General features: G+C 64.5%; 4 protein-coding genes and 1 pseudogene. 1 reads left to right on the forward strand and 4 read right to left on the reverse strand.

All coding sequences use genetic code 11. The annotated features are described in order from the left end of the window. Window positions 1-135: 135 nt before the first annotated feature. Window positions 136-2,181, reverse strand: a complete 2,046-nt coding sequence (locus tag EOA27_RS24075) for an NADH:flavin oxidoreductase (RefSeq protein ID WP_126083115.1) — start codon at window positions 2,179-2,181, stop codon at window positions 136-138. Between the two features lie 204 nt (window positions 2,182-2,385). On the opposite strand from EOA27_RS24075, the gene queF reads away from it, so the two are divergent. After that, the gene (gene queF / locus EOA27_RS24080; RefSeq protein WP_126083116.1) at window positions 2,386-2,847 is read left to right on the forward strand and encodes a preQ(1) synthase; all 462 of its coding nucleotides are present in this window, start codon (window positions 2,386-2,388) and stop codon (window positions 2,845-2,847) included. A 218-nt stretch (window positions 2,848-3,065) separates the two neighbouring features. Here the strand turns inward: queF and EOA27_RS24090 are convergent, their stop codons facing one another. The 3 genes and pseudogenes from EOA27_RS24090 to EOA27_RS24100 all read right to left on the reverse strand — a co-directional run. Further along, on the reverse strand, window positions 3,066-3,662 hold the full coding sequence (locus EOA27_RS24090; protein WP_126083117.1) for a hypothetical protein: 597 nt from the start codon (window positions 3,660-3,662) through the stop codon (window positions 3,066-3,068). A 4-nt stretch (window positions 3,663-3,666) separates the two neighbouring features. Beyond that, entirely contained in the window at window positions 3,667-4,140 is a 474-nt protein-coding gene (locus EOA27_RS24095; protein WP_126083118.1) for a DUF3828 domain-containing protein, read from the reverse strand. 111 nt (window positions 4,141-4,251) lie between these two features. Beyond that, a pseudogene (locus EOA27_RS24100) lies at window positions 4,252-4,442 on the reverse strand (diguanylate cyclase); the annotation flags it as partial.

The raw sequence follows: 4,442 nt of genomic DNA on the forward strand, positions 1-4,442 counted from the left end.
ATACATACAAGCATATACAATGACTTTGGGAGCCGAGTGAACAGCCGACCGCGGAGAGCGGGCTAACCGCAACCGATAACGCAGCCCTTTACGGCACTTTTCCCGCCGCCGCGATTTCGCGCGGCGACCTGCCCCTCAGATCCTGATCCCGAACCGGATGCCGTCATAGATGGCGGCGTGGATGTTGCGCGAGGCGACCGCGTCGCCGATGCGAAACAGCACGAAACCGCCTTCGGCATTGCGGGATGGGAAGATGTCGCCGCCGTTCACCAGCCGCTCATAGTCGACCGCGCCGCCATTCTTCGACAGCGGTTTGAGCGCAAGATAGAGGTCGTCGAGCGGCGCCGTGCCATGCTCGACCACCACCTGGTCGACGCGCCTTTCGCCGCGCCAGCCGTCGGCAAAGTCCGAGGCGAGCTCGGCGACGAGCTGGTTGCCCTCGCGCCGCACCGAACGCAGCCTTGTGTTGATGGTGACGGTGACACCCTTTTCGTGGAAGGCGCGCATATAGGGCACGTGGTTCATGCCGCCCATTTCCGGCGCGAAGAAGCGCTCCGGCGAGACCAGCTCCAGCTTCGAACCGCTGTTGGCGATGAGTTCGGCCGCGCCCATGCCCTGATGGCCGCCATTGTCGTCGTAGAGCAGCACATTCTCGGCCGGTTTGACGGAGCCTGCCATGATATCCCAGCTCGAGGTGACGAGATTGTCGCCTTCCGTCAGCGGCGGGTTCTGCGGCATGCCGCCCGTCGCCACGATCACGACATCCGGCGCCAGCGCCAGCACATCGTCCTTCTCCGCCCAGGTGTCATAGCGGATCTCGACGCCGAGGCGGTCGAGCTCGGCCAGCCGCCAGTCGATGATGCCGATCAGCTCCTTGCGGCGCGGGTTCTGGGTGGCGAGCCGCACCTGGCCGCCCGCTTGGCTGGAGGCTTCGAGCACCGTCACCTGGTGGCCGCGTTCGGCCGCGACGCGCGCGGCTTCAAGACCACCAGCGCCCGCCCCCACCACCACGACCCTCTTCTCCGGTCCTTCGCTCTTCGCGATGATGTGCGGAATGGTCGCCTCGCGACCGGTTGCGGCGTTGTGGACGCACAGCGCCTCGCCGCCCTCATAGATGCGGTCGAGGCAATAGGTGGCGCCCACGCATGGCCGGATCTCGTGCTCGCGGCCTTCCATCACTTTCCTGACGATGTGCGGATCGGCGATATGGGCGCGCGTCATGCCGACCATGTCGAGCTTGCCGGTGGCGATGGCGTGGCGCGCCGTGGCGACATCGGAAATGCGCGCCGCGTGGAAGGTCGGGAACTTGGTCGCCGCCCTCACCTCGCCGGCGAAATCGAGATGCGGCGAGGAGCGCATGCCGGTCACAGGGATGACCTTGGTCAGCGACGCGTCGGTCTCGATCGTGCCGCGGATAATGTTGAGGAAGTCGACCTTGCCGGAATTGGCAAGCCGCCTGGCGATCTCGACACCGACTTCCTTCGAGATACCCTTTTCGAGATCCTCGTCGGCAACCATGCGAATGCCGACGATGAATTTTTCCCCGACGGCGGCGCGGACCGCGTCGAGCACCATGTCGGTGAAGCGCAGCCGGTTGTCGAGCGAGCCGCCGAACTCGTCGTCGCGATGGTTGGTGAGCGGCGACCAGAAGCCATCCATCAGATGTCCATAGGATTCGAACTCGATGCCGTCGAGGCCGGCCGCCTGACAACGCTGCGCAGCCGCGGCATAGTCGGCGACGATGCGCTCGATATCCCACTCCTCGATGGTTTTCGGAAAGGCGCGGTGCGCCGGCTCGCGCACCGGCGAAGCGGACAGCACCGGCAGCCAGTCGGCCTTGTTCCAGCCCGTGCGGCGGCCGAGATGGGTGATCTGGATCATCACCTTGCAGTCATGCTCATGGCAGGCATCCGCCAGTTCGGCGAGCCAGGGCACGATGCGGTCGTCATAGACATGCAGATTGCCGAAAGCGGCCGGGCTGTCGCGCGAGACGATCGCCGAGCCCGCCGTCATGGTGAGCGCCATGCCGCCCTTGGCTTTTTCGGCATGGTAGAGCCGGTAGCGCTCCTTCGGCATGCCGTCCTCGGAATAGGCCGGCTCATGGCTGGTCGACATCACCCGGTTCTTCAGCGTCAGGTGCTTGAGCTGGTAGGGTCGGAGAAGCGGGTCGTTGCTGGTCATCGTCTTCCTGCCGTTTCAATTTGCACGGGAGCGTCGCGCCGCTCCCGCTTCCATTTCTCGCATCGGATTCGTCCGAAAACCGCTGCGCACTTTTCGGTCCGATGCTATTGAGCGGCCCAAACCCGCCGCGTCCGAAAGGTTGCGGCGCAATTTCCGCTTGTTTTGCCTGCCGCCCAGACCTTGGACGGCTGCGAGGAGCCGCCCATGACAGACGCCAAGAACCTCACCCAGCTCGGCAAGCACGTCGAGACGCCACAGAGCCCCGAACAGGCGGTCCTGGAGACCGTGCCGTTCCAGCGCGGCGATGGTCCGCCGGCGATCGTGCGCTTCACCTGCCCCGAATTCACCTCGCTCTGCCCGGTCACCGGCCAGCCGGATTTCGCCCACATCGTCATCGACTACGCACCCGACCGGACGCTGGTGGAATCGAAGTCGCTGAAGCTGTTCATGACCTCGTTCCGCAACCACGGCGCCTTCCATGAGGAATGTACCGTGATGATCGGCCGCCGGATCGTGGAGGCGACCAAGCCGCTCTGGCTGCGCGTCGGTGGCTACTGGTTTCCGCGCGGCGGCATCCCGATCGATGTCTTCTGGCAGACCGGCGCACCGCCCAAGGACGCGTGGCTGCCCGATACGGGCGTGGCGCCCTATCGCGGGAGAGGTTGAAATTTGTTGCGAAAGGCTGGCGGGACAGCGCCCCTCTCTGTCCTGCCGGACATCTCCCCCACAAGGGGGGAGATTGGCAGCTTCGGCGGCCCGCTTATCCTGAAACGTCGGAGATTGGCGAAAGCCGGCGTGACCTCTGATCTCCCCCCAAGTGGGAGAGATGGCCGGCAGGCCAGAGGGGGGCGCGAAGGATCGCCGACACTGATCTTTGGTCATTTTCATTCGCACTGGTACTGGCTCAGCGCCCATTCGCCGGTGACCGACAGGAGATCGGAGACCTTCCAGGCGCCACCGACCTTCTTCAGCTTCCATTCCAGGCGGTGCTGGTGGCCCTCGACGACGAAGGCAACGACCACCTTGGCCTCGTCGCCATTGACGGCTTCGATGGTGCGCAGGCTCCGGTCTATGGCCAGCTTGTCATAGTCGGCATTGTCGAGCGCCATGTTGGGGTCGAGGCATTCGCCCTGGCCCGAGGCGCGCAGCGCGTCCGCCTTGTCGAGTACGGTTTTCGCCGGGTCGGTGAAGTTCTTACGCTGCGCAGGATCGAGCTCCAGCCCGAGATGCTCGTAGAAGGGCTTCACCACCGCGGTCGGCGATCCGGGCAGGACCGGCGCGACAGGCGCCGGTTCGGCCGGCTTGCTGTCCGGCGCAGCGGCTGCAGGCGGCGACGTGTCGACCGCAGGCGGCGAGGTGTTGTCGCCGGATGAGGCTTTCGGCGGCGGCGCGCCGAACAGCCCCTGCGCAGAGGCGCCGCCGCTCAGCCCCGCGGCCAGCATCGACAAGCTCGCCAGCGCGAGGACAAAGCGGCGAGGCACGGCATCACTCCGTCGAGGCACCGCATCCCAGCGCGCTGAGCTTCCAGTCGCTGGTCTTGGAACTGATGTCGGCGATCTTCCACTTGCCGTCCACTTTCTTCAGCGACCACACCATTTCGCGTTTGGAGTCATCGCCTTCCGGGAAAAGATTGAAGTTGGCCGTCACTTCGGCGGTGTCGCCATTGACGGTCTCGGTGAGCTTCAGCGTCTTCGACAGGGTCTTCTGATCGAAATCCTGCGCGTCGAGGCCTGGGTCGAAGTCGAGGCAGGACACCTCGTCGGGCTTCTCCTTTTGCGCCTTGTCGTTGGCTTCGAACAGCTTGGTGACCGGCTCGGTGAAACGGTCGCGGTATTTGGCGTCTCCCTCGAACTTCACCGAAGGCACATAGAAGAACTTCACGGCGTTGGAGGCCGGCCCGGCGAGCACGGCGCCGGGCAAGGCAATCGAGAAGACAGCGGCAAGCACTATCGGCTTCATGCAGGATCTCCGAGGTTCGGCGGCTTGGCGGCACGCTTGCCACCACGCCTCCTGCATATCGCCTTTTTTGCGGCTCATGAAGTCTTTGCGGCTCATGAAGCCCGGGCGCGCTCAGGCATCCAGCCAGACGTTCTGGAAGTCCATCTCGTAGGTCTGGTGCATCGAGTAGTTCTTCACCTTCTTGTTCATGTGGCAGTAGAGCTTCTGCCAGAAGGGCTGGATGATGACGCCGGAGTCCTGCAGGATCGCCTCGACATCCTTCATCACCTCCTTGCGCTTGGCGACGTCGATCTGTGACAGCG

Origin of the sequence: Mesorhizobium sp. M2A.F.Ca.ET.037.01.1.1 (assembly GCF_003998075.1) — a bacterium.
Taxonomy (GTDB): Bacteria; Pseudomonadota; Alphaproteobacteria; order Rhizobiales; family Rhizobiaceae; genus Mesorhizobium.

Excerpts from the sequence above, each read along its gene's own strand:
- EOA27_RS24075 (WP_126083115.1), bottom strand. The coding sequence starts at position 2,181 with ATGACCAGCAACGACCCGCTTCTCCGACCCTACCAGCTCAAGCACCTG.
- EOA27_RS24095 (WP_126083118.1), bottom strand. The coding sequence starts at position 4,140 with ATGAAGCCGATAGTGCTTGCCGCTGTCTTCTCGATTGCCTTGCCCGGC.
- queF (WP_126083116.1), top strand. The coding sequence starts at position 2,386 with ATGACAGACGCCAAGAACCTCACCCAGCTCGGCAAGCACGTCGAGACG.